General features: G+C 64.0%; 16 protein-coding genes. 9 read left to right on the plus strand and 7 right to left on the minus strand.

The annotated features are described in order from the left end of the window. Window positions 1-4 precede the first annotated feature (4 nt). Window positions 5-2758 (minus strand): error-prone DNA polymerase, encoded by a 2754-nt coding sequence (locus A8M77_RS23190; protein ID WP_238136934.1) that lies wholly within the window; start codon window positions 2756-2758, stop codon window positions 5-7. A gap of 200 nt (window positions 2759-2958) precedes the next feature. Between A8M77_RS23190 and A8M77_RS23195 the strand changes: the two genes are divergently transcribed. From A8M77_RS23195 to A8M77_RS23210, 4 genes are all read left to right on the plus strand, one after another. Beyond that, a complete protein-coding gene (locus A8M77_RS23195) occupies window positions 2959-3321 on the plus strand; it encodes a hypothetical protein (protein WP_086923878.1) in 363 nt (120 codons plus the stop codon). Window positions 3322-3341: 20 nt separating this feature from the next. After that, window positions 3342-3809: a hypothetical protein gene (locus A8M77_RS23200; protein ID WP_086923879.1), complete on the plus strand. Its 468-nt coding sequence runs from the start codon at window positions 3342-3344 to the stop codon at window positions 3807-3809. A gap of 9 nt (window positions 3810-3818) precedes the next feature. Beyond that, window positions 3819-4403 carry an RES family NAD+ phosphorylase gene (locus tag A8M77_RS23205; protein ID WP_086923880.1) on the plus strand — a complete coding sequence of 195 codons (585 nt, stop codon included), beginning with the start codon at window positions 3819-3821 and terminating at the stop codon, window positions 4401-4403. 154 nt (window positions 4404-4557) lie between these two features. Then, window positions 4558-5835, plus strand: a complete 1278-nt coding sequence (locus tag A8M77_RS23210) for a type II toxin-antitoxin system HipA family toxin (RefSeq protein ID WP_158100975.1) — start codon at window positions 4558-4560, stop codon at window positions 5833-5835. Here A8M77_RS23210 and A8M77_RS35425 read toward each other — a convergent pair. Beyond that, window positions 5799-6071 carry a hypothetical protein gene (locus tag A8M77_RS35425; RefSeq protein ID WP_143694725.1) on the minus strand — a complete coding sequence of 91 codons (273 nt, stop codon included), beginning with the start codon at window positions 6069-6071 and terminating at the stop codon, window positions 5799-5801. The two genes, A8M77_RS23210 and A8M77_RS35425, sit on opposite strands and share 37 nt — an antisense overlap. A gap of 489 nt (window positions 6072-6560) precedes the next feature. On the opposite strand from A8M77_RS35425, the gene A8M77_RS23215 reads away from it, so the two are divergent. From A8M77_RS23215 to A8M77_RS23225, 3 genes are all read left to right on the plus strand, one after another. Beyond that, on the plus strand, window positions 6561-6968 hold the full coding sequence (locus A8M77_RS23215) for a hypothetical protein (protein WP_143694726.1): 408 nt from the start codon (window positions 6561-6563) through the stop codon (window positions 6966-6968). 245 nt (window positions 6969-7213) lie between these two features. Continuing rightward, complete coding sequence (locus A8M77_RS23220) at window positions 7214-8803, plus strand: Fic family protein (RefSeq protein ID WP_238136935.1); 1590 nt, start codon at window positions 7214-7216, stop codon at window positions 8801-8803. 65 nt (window positions 8804-8868) lie between these two features. Further along, window positions 8869-9069 (plus strand): hypothetical protein, encoded by a 201-nt coding sequence (locus A8M77_RS23225; protein WP_086923883.1) that lies wholly within the window; start codon window positions 8869-8871, stop codon window positions 9067-9069. A 291-nt stretch (window positions 9070-9360) separates the two neighbouring features. On the opposite strand, the gene A8M77_RS23230 is transcribed toward A8M77_RS23225, so the two are convergent. Further along, window positions 9361-9711 carry a hypothetical protein gene (locus tag A8M77_RS23230; RefSeq protein ID WP_086923884.1) on the minus strand — a complete coding sequence of 117 codons (351 nt, stop codon included), beginning with the start codon at window positions 9709-9711 and terminating at the stop codon, window positions 9361-9363. Between the two features lie 339 nt (window positions 9712-10050). Continuing rightward, complete coding sequence (locus A8M77_RS23235) at window positions 10051-10755, minus strand: hypothetical protein (protein ID WP_086923885.1); 705 nt, start codon at window positions 10753-10755, stop codon at window positions 10051-10053. A 385-nt stretch (window positions 10756-11140) separates the two neighbouring features. Between A8M77_RS23235 and A8M77_RS23240 the strand changes: the two genes are divergently transcribed. Then, window positions 11141-12073 carry an SOS response-associated peptidase family protein gene (locus A8M77_RS23240; protein ID WP_086923886.1) on the plus strand — a complete coding sequence of 311 codons (933 nt, stop codon included), beginning with the start codon at window positions 11141-11143 and terminating at the stop codon, window positions 12071-12073. A gap of 565 nt (window positions 12074-12638) precedes the next feature. Here the strand turns inward: A8M77_RS23240 and istB are convergent. Both istB and istA read right to left on the minus strand, forming a co-directional pair. Next, on the minus strand, window positions 12639-13448 hold the full coding sequence (gene istB / locus A8M77_RS23250) for an IS21-like element helper ATPase IstB (RefSeq protein WP_086923888.1): 810 nt from the start codon (window positions 13446-13448) through the stop codon (window positions 12639-12641). Continuing rightward, the gene (gene istA / locus A8M77_RS23255) at window positions 13441-14952 is read right to left on the minus strand and encodes an IS21 family transposase (RefSeq protein ID WP_086923889.1); all 1512 of its coding nucleotides are present in this window, start codon (window positions 14950-14952) and stop codon (window positions 13441-13443) included. Before istA ends, istB begins: the two co-directional genes overlap by 8 nt. A 47-nt stretch (window positions 14953-14999) precedes the next feature. On the opposite strand from istA, the gene A8M77_RS23260 reads away from it, so the two are divergent. Then, window positions 15000-16118 carry an ATP-binding protein gene (locus A8M77_RS23260; protein ID WP_143694727.1) on the plus strand — a complete coding sequence of 373 codons (1119 nt, stop codon included), beginning with the start codon at window positions 15000-15002 and terminating at the stop codon, window positions 16116-16118. A gap of 40 nt (window positions 16119-16158) precedes the next feature. On the opposite strand, the gene A8M77_RS23265 is transcribed toward A8M77_RS23260, so the two are convergent. After that, window positions 16159-16617 carry a hypothetical protein gene (locus tag A8M77_RS23265; RefSeq protein ID WP_086923891.1) on the minus strand — a complete coding sequence of 153 codons (459 nt, stop codon included), beginning with the start codon at window positions 16615-16617 and terminating at the stop codon, window positions 16159-16161. Between the last annotated feature and the right edge of the window lie 21 nt (window positions 16618-16638).

Genomic DNA, 16638 nt, shown 5'->3' on the forward strand with positions numbered 1-16638 from the left:
CCGATCAATAATGCAACCCTTGTCCTGCCTGGAGGAATTTGACTGTCCACAGGTGGGGGAGTTTGAAGTGTCGATCGGGGGCCAGGCTGAGCAATGCGTCAGCGCCCGACAGGCACTTGAGGTCGTGGGCGTCGAGCTGCGCGCGCATGGCCAGGTCCTCGACGCTCGCGAAAGGTTTCTCGGCGCGCGCCGCGACGATGCGCTTCGTCGCTTCCTCGCGCATGCCGTTGATCCGGCCCAGCCCCAGGCGCACCGCGCGCAGCGGCTGCTCGTGGCTGTTGTCCCAGCGGGCCGACGCCGGGCCATGCGCGGGCTCTTCGAGGGTCGAGTCCCATTCGCTGATCGTCACGTCGACTGGTCGCACCACGACGCCGTGCTCTCGCCCATCGCGGACGAGCTGGGCGGGCGCGTAGAAGCCCATCGGTTGCGAGTTCAGGAGCGCCGCGAGCATGGCGTCCGGATGGTGGCGCTTCAGCCAGCTGCTCACGTACACCAAGTGGGCGAAGCTGGCTGCGTGTCCCTCGGGAAAACCGTAGGCCGAAAACCCCTTGATGGACACAAGAACCTGGCTGATGAAGTCAGCCTGGTAGCCGTTCTTCTGCATGCGCTCCGTGAGCCTGCGTTCGTGCACTTCGATCCCGCCGCGCTTGCGCCATGCGCCCATGGCGCGCCGCAGTTGGTCCGCCTCCCCTGCCGTGTAGTCAGCACACACCACGGCCAGCTTCATGGCCTGTTCTTGGTAGAGGCAGATCCCGAGCGTCCGCTCCGTCACTTGTCGAACCGCATCGTTCGGGAAGTCGAACTTCTCCTCGCCGGCGCGCCGACGCAGGTACGGATGCACCATGCCTCCCTGGATCGGGCCTGGCCTCACGATCGCGACCTGGATCACCAAGTCGTAGAAGCACCGGGGCCGCATGCGCGGGAGCATGCTCATCTGCGCGCGGCTCTCGATCTGGAACACGCCCACGGTGTCGGCCTTGCAGATCATCTCGTAGGTGGCCGGGTCCTCGGCGGGCACGTCCTGCATGCGCATGGGCGGGCCGCCCGCCTTCGCGCCGGCGAGGTCGAGCGCGCGGTGGATTGCCGTGAGCATGCCCAGCGCCAGGACGTCGACCTTGATGAGCCCGGTCGAGTCGAGGTCGTCCTTGTCCCACTGGATGATGGAACGGTTGTCCATCGCGGCGTTCTCGACCGGGACCAGCCGGCTGATCTTGTCGCGGCCGATCACGAAGCCGCCCGGGTGCTGGCTCAGATGCCGGGGGAAGCCGCGGATCGTGTCGGCGAGCGTCAGCCAGTGCACGACCGTCGGGTCGGCGGGATTGATCCCGATCTCGACCAGGCACGCCTCGCTGATCCACTTCTCGTCGGTGCCGTAGGCGGTATTGGCCAAGCGGTCGATCTTGCCCGGATCGATCCCCATGGCCTTGCCCACGTCGCGCAGGGCCGACTTCGTGCGGTACGTCGTGGCCACGGCCGTGAGCGCTGCGCGATCGCGGCCGTACTTCTCGTAGATGTACTGCATCGCTTCCTCGCGCCGCTGGTGCTCGAAGTCGACGTCGATGTCAGGCGGCTCTCTGCGCTCCACGGAGATGAACCGCTCGAAGAGCACGCTCATGCGATCAGGATCCACGTTCGTGACCTCGAGGCAGTAGCAGACTGCGCTGTTGGCCGCCGAGCCGCGCCCCTGGCAGAGGATGTCGCGGTCGCGCGCCCAGTGCACGATGTCAGCAACTGTCAGGAAGTAGCTCTCGTATTCGAGCTGGGCAATGATCTTGAGCTCGTGCTCGATCTGCTTGCGCACCTTGTCGGGCAGGCCGTTCGGGTACCGGCGCTGTGCGCCCTCATACGTGAGCTTGCGCAGGTGCGACGCCGGCGTCGCACCCTCGGGCACGACCTCGCGCGGGTATTCGTACTTCAGCTCCTCCAGCGAGAACGTGCACAAGCTTGCCACGCGCACGGTCTCCTCCATCCACTCGGCCGGCACCTGGTGCATCAGCGCCGCGCGGCCGCGCAGGTACGCCTCGGCGTTGGCCCGCAGGGCATATCCGGCGGTGGCCACGGTCTTGCCGACTCGCACCGCCGTGAGCACGTCCTGGACCTTCTTGCGCTTGCTCGTGTGCATGACCGGGCTGGAGCTAGCCAGGATCCGAAGGCCGGTTCTTTCGGCGACCTGCTCGACGATCCAGAGGCGCAGATCGTCGTCCATCAGGAGCGGGCGCGGCGCCACAAGCCAGGCGCGGCCCGGGAACCAGGTCTTCAGCCACATGGCCTGGGCGAAGAGCGACTCGGTGGTGGCGTCCTGCTCGGGCAGCAGGAGCGCCAGGCAGCCGGGCATCCCGGCCAGGTGCGGCGCCTGAATGTTCTTGCCCTCCACGTCCGTCACCAGGGCGCTATAGCGGCCCTTGGCGGCCCGTCGGCGCGCAAGGGTGATGCATTCGCAGAGGTTGCCCCAGCCGAGCTTGTTCTGCGCCAGGAACACGATCCTGGCGTGCGGGTGCCCTCTCTGGGTGGTCAGCAGGATCTCGCTGCCGCAGATGAAGTGCAGGCTGGCCTCCCGGGCCGCCAGGTGCGCGCGCACGACGCCCGAGACCGAGCATTCATCGGTGAGGGCAAGGGCAGAGTAAAGTTTGGCAGCGGCGCGCTCCACCAGTTCCTCGGGCTGCGATGCCCCGACGAGGAAGGTGAAGTTCGAGCGGCAGTGCAGCTCGGCAAATGGGGGCGGTTCGTGCATACACTGGATAAAAAACCAGTATCGCACCGGCCGAATGCCTCGGCTCCTGACCCGGATGAGGGGTCGCCTTTTGAACAGTCCGGTTTTCGGCATTTGGGCCTGTTTTGTGGCGAAAATGCGCCTCGCCTAGCGCTACGAACGCAACGGACTTTACGACGCTAACGAGCAGAGATATCCTCCGGTTGTGTTTGCGGCGGCCTGCTGTCGGCGCACCATGGAGAACGAAGATGCTCACTTGGACAGACGAATTCAACTCCGGGTATGGCAGGAGCACCCTCGATGCCTACGCGGTGATTCGCCGACTGCATCTGGAGCCAAACTTCTCGCTGCTGCCCACCACGCCGCAGGAAGTCGAAGCTGTCATTCGCGACCTTTGGCCACGGTATATCGATCCCTATGATTGGATCGATGACTCCTGCGCGTGGTTTTCCACCGCTTTGGCGGCCGGACTGGAGCGGGCGTTCAAGCGCGAGCAGCGCGCAATCGCAAGAACCCGATGCACTTTTAGTCGCGCCCATACTCGCAAGCCGAAGTGTGGTTTCGGTGGTTTTTTTTCGGCCGAGAAGGTCAATCTGCGCAACGCGCCCTGAGCGCCGAGCTGGGATTTCACATGAACACCTTCACCCTTATCTCATCCGTTGCTTCCGAGAGCCCGCGAGAACTACATGACGATCAGAGTCCGTATGCGCCAGCTTCCCAGACCGCCGCACTGCTGCGGTCGGGCGCGCAATATCGGCGCGATCGCATCGCGGCGGCCGACATGATCTCTACCGACGACGCCTCCGAGCTGACCGGCACCAACCGCGTGACCATCAATGCATGGATCAAGCGCGGCCGCGTCATCGGCGTGGAGCATCTTCGTCGCGGCTACAAGCTGCCGCAGTGGCAGTTCGAGCCGGTGATCTTCCCGCTCATCCAGCCCATCGCAGAATGCCTTGGCACGACCGATGGCTGGCAGCTTCTCGACTTCCTGGAGACGCCGTCACCTTCGCTCGATGGACTCACGCCTCGCTCCGCGATCGAGCAAGGCGTTCCTGGCGAGCGCATCCTGGCACTAGCAACGGCTGAGGCACATTGACCTCGGCACATGAATTTCATTGAACTCAACCCTCCGGTAATAGAACTGCCTGAGACCCAGTCGTGGCATCGAGTCCAGAGAACCAAGGCGATCCGTGGAAGCGTGCGCGTGAACGGGCACATCCTTCCCCCCACGGGCCTGCTCACCGGGCGCTTCGACCTCCCCGACGAGCCCGTTTCGTACGTCGCTGACAGCGAAGACACGGCTTTGTACGAGGCGGTGTTTCGCCGCGAGATCCACAGCTACCCTCTCGAGCGCCTCAGGGAACGTTCACTCGTCACATTCCAGGCGACGGGGAGGCTCAGGGTGGCAGGAGTCCGCGGGCTGGAGGAGCAGCACCCGGTCTTGCAGTCCGCCCGGTACGTGATCACACGGGAGTTCGCTCTCGACTGTCGCGATCGCGGTCTGGACGGGATCCTCTACGCCTCCGCGCAGCACGCAAACCACGGATGCGTCTGCCTTTTCGAGGCGGGCATTCGGAAGCTCAGGCGCTCCAAGGCGACGCCGCTGGTGAAGCCCGGGACCGACCAGCTCCATCGTGCCGTTGTGCGCACTTCGCATGGCTCCCGCGTCCCGATCGATGCGACCACGTAGCGTGTGAGCCCGTCCACAACGCTTCAGATCCACCGCGATGGCCACTGGGGTGCCCGCCGCTACTGTGCAGCCGCTTGGCCCCGCCCGCTGCCGCATCGAGTACCTGCCCGAGTACGTCCACGGCGAGGCCTCACCCTGGCCGGTGGCGTTGGGCATGCCGATCGATGTCGAGCCGGACCGCTTCATTGACGGGCCGATGGGGCCGGAGGCCGACCGCCGGCCGCCTGCCTTCCTGTACGACCTGGTGCCCCAAGGCAAGGGGCGCCAGCATCTGCTCGAGCAGCTGCGCCTTGCCGACGGCGAGGGCCTGGTTCTGCCGCTCGCCATGGCCGGCGCCATCGCTCCCATCGGATGCCTGCGCCTCCAAAGTGCCATGGAGTTCTTCGAGGGCCAGGCACGCAGCAGCGGCGCACCCCGTGGCTTCGACCGGGCGGAGGTCCGCGGCAGGGTCGAATCCGTCCTCGAACACCTGGCGAGCCGGGAGATGCTCGCGGCCGGCACCACAGGCGTTCAGGGCGTCGCGCCCAAGTTCCTGCTCAGCACCGATCAAGACGGGCGCTGGTTTCCGGACCTCGCGTTGCCCGACGAGCGTGCGCGCGAGCACTGGCTGGTCAAGCTGCCGCGCGGTAGCGCCGAGCCCGACCGCGCCGTCCTGCGCAACGAGGCAGCCTACTTGCGCCTGGCAGCCGCCTGCGGTCTGAGGACCCTGTCCGCGCCGGAGCTGCACGGCGACGCGCTGTTCGTTCGGCGCTTCGATCGCCAGGTGATCGACGGCCAGGTCCATCGGCTCCATCAGGAGAGCCTGGCCAGCATCTGCGGCCTGCGCGGCTTCGGCATCCCGGTGAGCCAGCAGACGCTGCTCGCGGGGCTGCGCGCCGCAGTTGCCGATCCGCTGCAGGAAACCATCGAATTCATGAAGCGCGACGTGCTGAACCTGGCAATGCGCAACGCCGACAACCATGCGCGGAACACCGCGGTGCAGCGGCTGCTCGACGGCACCATCCAGCTAACGCCTGTATTCGACTTCGCTCCCATGTACCTCGATAGCGAGGTTGTCACTCGGACCTGCCACTGGCGGAGCGAAGAGGGGAAGAGTCAGGATGACTGGACACAAATCGTCGAGACCCTGGAAGTCGGCGACGATGAGCGTGGGATCATCGCCGCGGCCCTTTGCGACTTTGCTTGCGTCGTTGCGGGCATTCCCGCTATCGCATCCGAATGCGGCATCGAGCCTAATGTGATCGAGGCCTGTCGAGGGCCCATCGACAGGCAGGCTGAGCAGCTCCAGAGGCTGTCCGCCCTCGTGCCGCCAACGTCCATCGGCAGCGATGCGGTGGATGAGAGCCGCACGCCGATCTTCCCGGCTGCTGCGTGGGTCGGAAAGCCCCGCGGCGGCTATACGCCAGATGCCGCACGCTTGATCCCGAACTGATCGGCGAAGCCGACAGCCCAGTCTGCGATCGCCTCCAGCTCAGTCGCGAACCAGTGCGCGCGCCATGCGACTTCGTTCGGATCCATCCATGCGGGAGCCACCGCCCATTGATGCCGGGGATGCCCGACGATGCGATCGAAAGACTCGGCTTCGTAGACGGCCATCGCGCGCGCCGCGTCGCGAATCTGCTGCGGGAGCTCTGCCAGGGAATTTTGATCGATAGAGGTTTTCTTCATAGCCTGATGATCGGACAAGGTCCAGGGCCGTCAGGGGGCCGTTTTCCCAATTTGTGAGGCGAGCATCAGGCCCGAATGCTTGGGTTGGACGTCCGACGAGAAAGGTGAAAGAGCGGAAGTGCAGCTCCGATGCGCGGGCCTCTCGAGAAACACCGCCAGGTCGTGGTGGGCAGGGAGGGCGAAGCTGAGCGATGGGTCTTATAGTTCGGCGCGTGGCAGAAACCTCGATCCTCCCCACAATCCTCCCCTCGATCATCAGCGCGGCGTCCGGCCTGGCAGGCGTGGGCATTGGCGCGTGGATCACCCTCTGGAAGGAGCGCGCGAAGGAGGAGCGCGAGCGTCAAGCCGGAGAGGCTCGCCCGCGAGTGTGTAAGGATCGCCTGGGACCGTGGGATCGGCGATGACGGCCACCCAGCCGGCGAGCGCCACGGTGACCGGATTTACGAACCGACCACCAAAGCGCCGAAGTTCGATCCGTTCAGTTTGGACGTGAACTGGAAGGCGCTCGAATCCGACCTCATGGCGCGAATCCTCGATCTGCACGGCGAACTGGCCCACCTGAAGCATCAGGTGGCGGGGATGGTAGACAACGACCCCTTTCCTTACGACGGCGCCTATTTCCCGCATCGGCGTCTCTGGTCCGCCGAGTTTGCCGAGCGCGTCGTCTGCATCTCTAGGGACGTGCGAGAGTCGCTCGGCATCAAGCTCGTCCATCCGACCAGGTTCGCGGACCTTCAAGACGATTGCGTCGAGGCGCTTGACGCTGCGCGCCAAGAGAAGGAGCGATATGAGGAGCGCCGCGCAGAGCAACACCAAAAGGTCATGGCGGTGCAGGAAGCTATCGAGGCAGAGGAAGCTCGAAAGAAAGCAGCCAAGCAGGCGCCTACCGACGCTTGAACCGCTGCGCCGGCACCGCGCGCCTTGCGCTTCACCTTCCCCCAGTCGGCGCTGCGCGCGCGTCGCGCTGGCACCGCGCTAGGACACGATTCCCTAGCGGGCGCTCGCAGAATAATCTAGCGCCGAACGTACCGAAATACCTAGCATTGGAACTACAATGAACCCTAGCAACGACTAGGCAGATAAGATTGGCCACGAACTCGACCGCTCCCGCGCGGCAGGTGCCGACTCCGGCGCAGCGGCGCTTGGCTGTAGCCCTGCAGACGCTCCATACCCTGCAAGAGGGTGGCACCCATGTTTTCCACACGAGCCAGTTCTCGCGCCTGGGGCGTGAGGCTCTGCTTCAGGCCGGCTATCTTCAACCCGTGATTCAGGGCTGGTACATGTCCGCCAGCCCTGCTGCCAAGGCCGGAGACACGACCCCTTGGATCGCCGCGATGAAGGACTTCATTGCGGCGTACTGCGATGCACGCTTTGGAACCGAGTGGTGCGTGTCTGCCGACTACTCCTTGCGGTTGCACGCCGGAACGACGGTGCTCCCCAAACAGGTGGTGGTGCACGCGCCGCAGGGCAAGAACGGAGTGGTCGCTCTGCCAGACGGGTTCTCCCTGATGGACTACCAGGCAAGGGACTTTCCCTCGGCTGACAGACGTGACATCGCCGGCGGGGTCCGCACCATGACGCTGGAACAGGCGCTTCTAAAGGTACCGGAGAACTTCTTCAGGGCATCGCCACAGGATGCCCAGATCGCTTTGCTTTCCATCACCGATGCATCGGAACTCAGCCGCCTACTTGCCGACGGCAATCACGGCACGATCGCCGCGCGGGTTGCGGGGGCCTTTCTTGCGGTTGGCCGGGATGCGATCGCGAACGACATCGTTGGATTCATGAGAGCCCTGGGCAATCAGGTCACGGTAGTCAACCCCTTTTCCGCGCCTCCGCCGATAGTTCTTGGCGGGCGCATCGAGTCACCACATGTCTCCAGGTTGCGCCTGATGTGGAGCGCGATGCGCGGTGACGTTGCCAGCTCATTCCCAGAAGAGCCGGGCCTGCCAAAGGACGTTCCAGCCTTCATGAAGGCTGTCGAGGACGTCTACGTGACAGATGCATATCACTCCCTCTCCATCGAAGGATACCGGGTCACGCCCGAACTCATTCGGCGCGTGGCAAGCGGGGAATGGAACGATGAGCGTCACGACGAAGATCGTCGGTCACGCGACGCGATGGCAGCTCGCGGATATTGGCTTGCACACAACGAGGTCAACCAGTCCATCCTGCAGATCTTCAAAGGGGCCAATCCTGGCGATGTCTTGAAGCGCGACCACGGCGGCTGGTTCCGCGCGATGTTCTCGCCCAGCGTGACAGCGGGTGTTCTGGCGGCAGCCGACTTGGCAGGGTATCGTGGCCATCAGGTCTACATCCGCAACGCGGCGCACGTTCCACCCTCACGCGAAGCCGTGCGAGACATGATGCCGGTGTTCTTCGAGCTGCTTCGCGACGAACCGCTCGCTTCGGTGCGCGCGGTGTTGGGTCACTTCATGTTTGTGTTCATCCATCCGTATATGGACGGGAATGGCCGAATCGGTCGCTTCATCATGAACTCGATGCTCGCCTCCGGCGGGTTTCCTTGGACGGTCCTGCGACTTGAAGATCGCGATAGGTACATGGACGCCCTGAACTCCGCGAGCCGCGATGGCGACATCAGGCCCTTTGCAACGTTTGTGGCTCAGAGCCTTAGCAACGCGACGGATGCAAATACCGACGGGCAAAAGACGAGAGACGTTTCGCGCGAGGAAAGCGAGGAAGAAGACAACGCGGCACGCCCCCGCGGCTGACAGCACCGGCATCTTGGACCGCCGCCTCGCGTTGCTTGGAACGGTGGGGCCATCGCTCGAACACCATGACGAAAATCGAAGAGGCCATCGCTCAGCACCCCTACATGCTCCACATCGAGCGGATCGTGCGTATCGCTCCGTTGATGACCAATGCCGAGCGCGCCGCGTTGACTGCGTGGGCAGAGGAAGCTGTGGAGAGCGCCGTTCCATTCGATGCGAGCATCTGGCCGGGATGGAGCGCCGTGGCCAGGCGGCTCGCTCATTGAGCTAGATGAACCCGGCGAAGGGTCACGCTAGCGTTCCTCGCGCGGATCAGGCCATGCAGGGTAGGTGGGTGCTTTCGCGCCCGGCAACACCCGTGTGAGGGATGACGCGAGGCGGCAATTCGCGGTTCCGGTTCTAGACTCACGCTATCGTCTTGACCTCCAGCGCGAGCAGTGACCCGAGGGCGCGCGCGTTGCCCGCCCAAGCCCCGATCCCGAAACAGCGCCAGCGAACAGCCCCGCGCGAGTTTGCGCCAGCGCCAGCCCGAGCGCGCGAAGCGGGCCTCGTCGGCCTCATGTCCGGGGGTGGTAGCGCGCCGCAGTCAGGAAAAGAATTGGGTCGGAGATCGGGACGCTGCCAGGCTCGAAGACGAATCCCTCGCGCTCCATGACCTGGCGGGCCATGCGCCCGATCATGCGTTTGAGGTGCCTCGTCGTCTCGTCATCGGCCTGAAGCTCCGGCAGGGCCCTCGCCAGGCGGGCTTGGCAAGGCTCCAGGGCCGGCCGCCCGTTCCTGGCAGCCTCTGCCATCTCCTGGAAGAATCCGTCTTCGTTGACAAGCCGCCAGGCGCACTGCGCCGCTGGATCGGTCGCGTACGCGCGCCGGAACATGGGGCCGGGGTTGAACGGGGGGACGGATGTCATGGAGGGTCCTTTTCATGTGGGTGGACACCCATATAGTCAGCAGCCCCGAAAAAAAACAGCTGCGACCGCAAAAGTTCGACCGCAGAAGTTTCGTCCGAAGAAGCTCCGCCTGCGGAAGTTTCGACGGTGAAGGGTCCCGCCGGCGCAGCGCTCCGGCCCCGCGGCGTTCCGTGCTCAGCTCCGCCATCTAAGGGTTTGTGCGCGCAGCGGCTTCGCGATCGCAGTTTCAGCGGGCGCGCCGGCTTGCGCCTGGCACCCGCTGCCGCCGGGCGGCGCGCCGGGCCTGCCAGGCGCACCCCGCCGCCGGACCAGCAGGCAGCCCCGATTTTGGCTGCGCAGTCAGTGAGCGAGGACCTTCTTGGCCTCGCGCAGGTTGAGCAGGTAGTCCTCTGCGAAGCGACGGGAGCCCCAGGGCGGGCAGCCATCGTTGTAGAAAAACCCGGGTCGGGAGCCGTACGGCTTCCATGCCGTGGTTTGCTGCTCGGTGACGGTCAGATGCAGGTGTGGGTGGTCCTCGTAGACGGCCCACTCGTCGCTTGTTTGGCCCACCAGCTTGTAGTGACGGTTCACGAGGATCCGCTGCTCATCGCCAACCTCCAACGCGGAATACGGAAGCCAGTGGCGCATTTCCCAGTAGACGGGGGATGAGCTGCTGACGAGAAACCGGGGAGCGCGCAGCAAGGTCTCCATGTACGAGATCGCGAAATCGATAGCGTTTGCCGCGGAGATGAACTTTTCGTCGATAACCTCGACCATCTCGCGCGCGAGTTCGTAGCGGCGCTTCTTCACCAGCCACCCGGGCTCGGGAACCTTGCGCAGGGCCTTGCGCATCTCTTCGTCGCTACGTGTGAAGAGGAACGGCCTGCGACCGGATGCTTCTGGCGCGTGGACGCCATGCTTGTGCAGCAGCGACCAGTTGGCCCAACCATTGTTCTTGGCAACGCGGTCTTGGGCCTCGTAGAGGGGGATAGCTGCGGAGCGTTTTAGATCCTTGGCCTGGCGGCGAAGGTATTCGATCTCTACGTCAGAGAAATTCTTGGGCACTGGGGCCTCCAAAGTTTGGCCGCCAATCGGCGATGCGCTCACACATCGAGTCAAGGCGGCAAACACAGGAAGCGCCTCGTCAGTACACGGTGCCGATTCGACTTCGCCTTGTGAGCGGGCTGGCCAACGTGGTATGGCCGGACCAGAATGTATCCAAAGGTTCTGCTGAGCGCAAGCCAGGGTCGTCGGGGCAGGCCTCAAAGCTCCCACTTGGCTCCGCCTGCCGCGACTTGGATTTTCTGAAGCTGCCCAGGTGCGCCCGCAGGGGTAGGGCATAGCCGACGATGTCTGCCGCGGTCAACACGTCAGCGATCGTGAGATAGTCCTGGCTGTACTTCTGCTCAAGTTTCTGGCTCCTGTCGACACAACTACTCCGTTTCCGCTTATGTGCTACTCCGCCCTGATCAAGGCCGACTTCACGCGGTTCATCCGGCAATTCGGCGGCGACCTCAAGCTCGAAGAGTTCGCGAAGCTCTACTTCGAGCGGCGCACCAATCCCAGGATCAAGATCCCCAAGGTGATGGATGCGGCGTTCCTCGCGCCGCATTCCGACGCCGAGCGCGAGATCAAGGCGCTTATCGACGAGTTCAGCACCCAGCAGGCGACCAAGCTCGAGCAGGAACTCTTTAAGCAGCGCAAGCGCCTGGCCGACGCCGAGCGCACCCTGCAGACGAAGGTCACCAAGAAGGCGACCGACGATGTCCGCATCGCTACAAACAAGATCGAGCAGGGCAAGGGCAAGCTCGCGGACCTGGGCCGCGTGGAGCTGAAGGAGCGGGATGCCCGCATCTTCCCGGGCGTCTACGCGCCAGTGATCGTCTGGGAGGACGGCAAGCGCGTGGTCAAGCCGATGCGGTACCAGTGCCGGCCGGCGGGCAAGCCGGTCTTCTACGACACGAAGTACCCTGGCACGTACAACGCTAGGCATGACAACCTAGAAGGCTTCTGGAAGGGCTTGTTCGGGTTCTCGCACGGCATCATGGTCGTGAACGCCTTCTACGAGAACGTGGACCGGGGTGGAACAAACGCAGTGCTGGAGTTCCGGCCGCAGCCGCAGCAGGACATGCTCGTCGCATGCCTGTGGTCGCACTGGACGCCACCGGCGGGCTCGGACGAGCCGGACCTGCTCTCCTTCGCTGCGATCACCGACGAGCCGCCGCCCGAGGTTGCAGCTGCTGGCCACGACCGCTGCATCGTCCCGATCAAGCCGGAGAACGTCGACGCGTGGCTGCGGCCGGACCGGAAGGACCTCGCCACGCAGTACGCGATCCTGGAAGACCGGGCCAAGCCGTACTACGAACATCGGCTGGCGGCTTAACGAACTGGATTCAGGCAACCCATTTATTGGACGGTTTGATGCTTCCAAAACACCTTGAGCGAGCAGACTTCGGGCACCGACTTAACGAAATGGTTTCCCCTTCTCGGCCGATCCAGTCCGTAGAGTTTCTGAGAGGGCGATTAAAAGAACTGAGCCGCATAGAGAAAGCCCTGTATGCACCCGGTCGGCACGTCTTCATTTATGGCGATCGAGGCGTTGGGAAGTCTTCCCTTGCCGCTGCCGCTGGCAATATCCACCAGAGTCCGGATTCCGAATATATAGACGTCTCCTGCGCTCCCGATTCAACCCTCCGGAGCGTGGTGGCAAACATTGCCTATAAGGCCGCGGAGATCAGCAGAGTTCGGAAAACTATGTGCGCGCCGAAGTAGAACTGAGCCACCGTACCGCTTGAATCGTGAGCCAGGGGTGGAAGCCGACGCTGAGATGGTCGGCTGTGGATAAGTGTATGTTCTGCCCTGGTCGTTGACCTCCTCGTGGTGTGATGGATGCGCGTGGCAAGGCGCGAAGGGCGTAGCCCGCAGCGCCTTGCCACGCGCGGCGGCCCTCAATCGGTGATGTCCGTCGGGTCGGTCTTGCCGCTGCCCTTGCGAGCCCGCTCCCTCGCCTTGATCCGCTTCTTCGCCGTGGCGCTGCTGTGCAGGAAGCGATGGCTCTCGTTGCCGGTCTCCACGATGTGGCAGTGATGCGTGAGCCGGTCGAGCAAGGCCGTGGTCATCTTCGCGTCGCCGAACACCGTGGACCACTCGGCGAAGTCCAGGTTGGTGGTGATCACCACGCTGGTGTGCTCGTACAGCTTCGAGAGCAGATGGAACAGCAGCGCTCCTCCGGCCTGGCTGAACGGCAGGTAGCCCAGTTCGTCCAAGATGACCAGGTCCATGCGCAGCAGAGCACTGGCAATCCGCCCCGCCTTGCCCTGGGCCTTCTCCTGCTCCAGTGCATTGACCAGATCGACGGTCGAGTAGAAGCGCACGCGCTTGCCATGACGCGTGATGCCGGAGACACCCAGAGCCGTGGCCAGATGGGTCTTGCCCGTACCCGGCCCGCCGACCAGCACGGCGTTGTGTGCGGCGTCGGTGAACTCCAGTGTCGCCAGTTGTTCGATCAGCTTGCGATCCACCACCGAGGCATCGAAGTCGAAGCCAGCGAGGTCCCGGTGCACAGGGAAGCGCGCCGACGTCATCTGGTACTGCACCGAGCGCATCGCGCGGTCCGTGGTCTCGGCCTGCAGCAGGTGTTCGACCAGCCAGCGTGAGCTATCCAGACCCGAGGCCGGGCCCTGCTCCTGCAGATCGCACCACGCACCGGCCATGCCGTGCAGGCGCAATGCCTTGAGCTCGACCATCACATCACGCATGGTCCACCTCCTGGCTGCGCAGGCTGTCGTAGCGCGCCGTGTTGGCCAGCGGCGGCGTGGCGACCTGCAGCGCCGTCTCGGCGCCGAGGGGAACTGCCGGCGCGTTGAGTCGACCAAGCACGTTGATGACGTGCTCTACGCTGACACGTCCGGACGGCGGACAGCTCTCCATCGCCAACTCCACCGCCACGATCACGGCATCCAGGCCGGCCGTCGGCACGATGGCCAACACCTGTGCCATCACGCGGTCGCCGCCGGCCTGGCGCAGCAGGCCGCGGCGCAACTGCTGCAGCGCCTCGGGCATGTCCGCGAAGGGCGCGCCGTTCCTCAGCGCACCGGGTTTGCGTTGCACCAGCGGGATGTAGTGCTGCCAGTCGTAGCGGGTGCCGCCCGAGTCGCTCAGGCGCTCGTGGCGCGCGACCACCGCGTCATCGGCGACGACCACAACGCTGCCCGGATACAGCCGTGTGCTGACCATCTGTCCGGCCAACTCGCACGGCACCGAGTAACGGTTGCGCGCCACCGAGACCAGGCAGGTACTCGACACTCGCGCCGGCTTCTCCACGTAGCCATCGAAGGGCTCGGGCATGGGCATCAGGTGAGGCCGCTCGTGCTCGAGCATCTCGGCCACGCTGAACTGGCTGTGCTCGGGATGCCGCACCTCGCTCCACAACGCCCGGCAGCGCTCGCCCAACCACGCATTGAGCTCGGCGAAGGAACCGAAGCGCCGCCTGGCCGCCTCGATCCAGATGCGCCGACGACTGTCCTGCACGTTCTTCTCCACGCGCCCCTTCTCCCAGCCCGAGGCCACGTTGCAGAAGTCGGGGTCGTACAGGTAGTGCGCGCACATCACCGAGAAGCGCGCGTTGACGGTGCGGCCCTTGCCCTTGTGAACCTTGTCGACGGCTGTGCGCATGTTGTCGTAGATGCCACGGCGCGCGACGCCGCCCAGTGCTGCGAACGATCTGGTGTGCGCGTCGAACAGCATCTCGTGCCCCTGGCTCGGGTAAGCCACCAGCCAGAACGCGCGGCTCGCGCACAGCTTCAAATGGGCCACCTGGACCCGGTAGTAGATGCCGCCGACGACCAGGCCTTCTTCGCTCCAATCGAATTGGAAGGCCTCGCCGAGTTCGAAGTTCAGCGGGACATAGGCCGTGATGTTGACCGCCTGGCCCTCGCCCTGACGCCACGCTCGAACGAAATCGGTGACGGCCGAGTACCCGCCGGTGTAGCCCGCGGCCTTGATCTCGGCATGCAGCGCACGCGCCGTGCGCCTTTCGTGTTTGGGCCGCCTGGCGTCGGCCGTCAGCGCCTGCTTCAGCGTCCCCTCGAACGCGCTGAGCTTGTTCGGGCGCGGCTCGCGCCGGTACTTCGGCGCCTCGGCAACCGGCGCGCGCAGCCACTTCGACACCGTGTTGCGCGACAGCCCCGTCTTGCGCGCTATCTCGCGCTCCGACAGCTTGTCTCTCGCGTGCAGCCGTCGGATCTTGCCAATCATGTCCATGGTGATCACTCCTCAAACCCCGCTGCTTAAAAATGCAGCAGGGTAGGTTGAACACCTGGCTCACTTTTACTTCGGTACTACCCGAAAAACTGGCTCACTTTCCGGTCGGCGCCAACAGGAAAACTAAGACCACCGCTGGCGCCGGCGTGGAGTGGCGGTTCTTCAAGGCAAATGCAAGCAGAGAGTTCTCGTTCCACGACCTGCACGGCGAGATTCACTCATTGATGGACGCGGTGGAGGTCCTGCGGGAGGTTACCGCCGTTCATTCCGCGCAGCCTGTTGTAGTCCTGGATGAGTTCGATCGCATGCTGGACCCGAAGGAGAGAAATCTGTTCGCAGATCTTGTAAAGCAACTCGGAGACAAAAAGGTCCCGGTCACTTTTTTCTTTACGGGAGTGGGCGAAACCTTGAGCGAGCTTCTTGGGGCACATCCGTCGGCAATCCGTCAATTCGAAACTGTCAATCTGGAGAAGCTTGATTGGACTGCGCGATGGGAGATAGCACGCAAGGCCGCCGACGAATTCGGCGTTCACATTGATGACGCAATCTGTGTTCGGCTTGCTGCTGTGAGTGACGGCTACCCCTACTACGTTCATTTGATCACCGAGAAGCTTCTGTGGAGGCTTTGGGAAGAAGATGAAGTAGTTTCCTCGGTCGAATGGCCTCAATATCACGCGGCCATACGAGATGCCATCGAGAGCATTAACGGCGAGCTGCGACGTCCCTATGAGAAGGCGACGAGGCACCGCGGCGAGGAATATGAGGAGGTTTTGTGGGCGGCCGCGGATTCGGACTATCTTGACCGGCATCTGAAGGACATCTACACGAGTTATGGCTATGTGATGCGCCAATTGGCGCATCGAGCGGAGCATCTGTCTTATGAGGACTTCACCGCTGTCGTTCGGAAGCTGCGCTCGCCTTCATGTGACGAAATCCTTGCAGTCTCGAAGGTGCACAACATTCAAAAGAACGGATGGATCACCTATCGTGAGAACCTCCTGCGCGGCTACGTGCGCATGCAGGCGGAATCTAAAGGCGTCGAGTTGCTTGGCGAGAGGGAGGCCCCTAAGCCGACGATCCATGTGAGTGGCGGCCGAGGCAAGTCCGGCACCTACTTCGGTCCGTCCATCCCCAAGGGCGTACATCTCGGCAAGAGCAGGAGGTAGCGCCGGCCGATGCTGGTGTGGAATAGCCCGTTTGCGCCTTTCAGGGCCGGCACGTAGCCGGCCGGGGCTCATCGTCATCGCACGGCCCGATCTGCTCAGCCTCCAGCACGATGAAGCTCTCGCTCCCGGGGTCCTCGACCAGATTCGAGTAGCGCAGCGCGTCGTAGCCGGCCGCTTGGAGCGCGTCCTTGATGAATGCCCAGCCCGCCATGTCGCTGCGATTGTTCGCCTCGTACGCAGCATCCACCTGCGCTGCACTCAGGACGCCCTTGGAGCGAAGTTCTCGCAGGACCGACGGAAACCCCCAGGTACCCAGATCGACGATCTCCAGGGCGTTCTGGAAGGTGATCTCGTACTCGCGCACTTCGCCCTCCCCGCCGGCGATGTCGTGCAGCCGGGCCGCGGCCGCGGCGGCCGTGCCGAAGTGGGCGCCGAGCATGCAGCTCGTGTCGAAGGAATCGAACTGCTCGGTGGTGCCGTGGAACAGGCGGAGGGTCACGTGTGTATTGTGGTCCGGTGG

Source organism: Variovorax sp. JS1663 (genome assembly GCF_002157355.1).
Classification (GTDB): domain Bacteria; phylum Pseudomonadota; class Gammaproteobacteria; order Burkholderiales; family Burkholderiaceae_C; genus Variovorax.